At 32.3% G+C, this 1,357-nt stretch carries 1 protein-coding gene; it reads left to right on the top strand.

Annotation, left to right across the window (positions count from 1 at the left end; translation table 11 throughout):
* The first annotated feature begins 323 nt into the window (after positions 1-323).
* Positions 324-1,145, top strand: coding sequence for a hypothetical protein (locus COU51_04270; GenBank protein PIR66349.1), 822 nt, complete (start codon positions 324-326; stop codon positions 1,143-1,145).
* The last annotated feature ends 212 nt before the right edge of the window (positions 1,146-1,357 follow it).

Raw genomic sequence — 1,357 nt, 5'->3', positions numbered from 1 at the left:
ATAATTTGTAAATAAAATAAAGAGGACAATTTATTGTCTATGAGTTTATGTTTAAAAAAATAATCAATTCTAATAAACTTACAATTTCATTATTTATATTATTTGTATTAAACTTAGTTTTAATACAGGTTTTAATAATTTATATATTCAGTCAAAAATATGTCCAATAGCATAACCTTAAAAATAAACAGAAGAACTTTCCTGAATATACTATTATTTGTCGTAGTTTTACTGGCGCTTTTGGTTTTAGTTGAAGTCGGAATAATAGCATATAGTATAAAATTAGGCCTTTTTTGCAAATAAAGATATTCAAAAATAATATTATGTACGAATTTTTATATAATAAAAAAGAGGAGGGGACAAGTAATTTTATTTTGACCATAGCTCTTGTCTGTTTCGTAGTATTTTTAGGCGCAGCTATTTTGCTTTTTAAGCCGGCATTAAGCACGGGCAAGTCTTTATTAGAAAATATGCCCAAAAAAGCAGAATTAATCGTTATTCTGCCGGAAAATTGCGATAATTGTTTTGATATTTATCAGGTGAGCGACTTTATAGAAAGCGTAATCGGAATAAAATACAACAAAACAAAAGAATACAGAGCAAATGAAAAAAATGCCGATTTGCTTATGAAGGCATATGATATAAGGATACTTCCAACCTTCATAATAAAGGGCGACTTAAAAAACCTGAAGCTCGATGAACTATTTAGTGAAGATAATATTGGACAATACGACGACGACGTATTTGTTTATAAGAACTATTTTCCACCGTACTATAGTTTAGACGAAGACAATGTACGCGGAGAATTTGATGTTACGTATTTATATGACCCAAAATGTTCGGATTGTTATGACGTTTATTTACATGATGTTGCTTTAATGAATCTTTTAATGGCTCCGCACGCAACATCAACTTATGATGTAGCTTCCAAAGGAGGCGTAGATTTATTGAATAAATACCAGATAAAACATGCGCCAACAATTTTATTGAGAGGCGACTTAAACGCATATCAGAATTTTAATGAATTATGGAAAACGGTTGGTACGGTAGAGTCTGATGGTACTTATGTTTTTAGAGAAGACGGACTAAAGTCAATGGGTGCATATGAAAATGTATGGACGAAAGTGCTGTACAATAAAGAATAGAGTGAAAAAAATATCTAAATTAGCGGCTCAGACAAAAATTGTCTGAGCCGCTTAGGTTTTCCGCAGTTTGCCTTATTGACTTTTCTTCCAAAATACGATAATATAGAAATAGTTTTAATGAATAAAAATGGAAGGGTCGCCTAGAGGCCGATGGCGCTCGCTTGGAAAGCGGGTATACCGAAAGGTATCGAGGGTTCGAATCCCTCCCCTTC

Source organism: Parcubacteria group bacterium CG10_big_fil_rev_8_21_14_0_10_36_14 (assembly GCA_002772895.1).
GTDB lineage: Bacteria > Patescibacteriota > Patescibacteriia.
This window is presented reverse-complemented; position numbering and strand designations above follow the sequence as displayed.

What these genes read in the sequence shown, in the direction of transcription:
- COU51_04270 (PIR66349.1), top strand. Translation starts at nt 324, where the DNA reads ATGTACGAATTTTTATATAATAAAAAAGAGGAGGGGACAAGTAATTTT.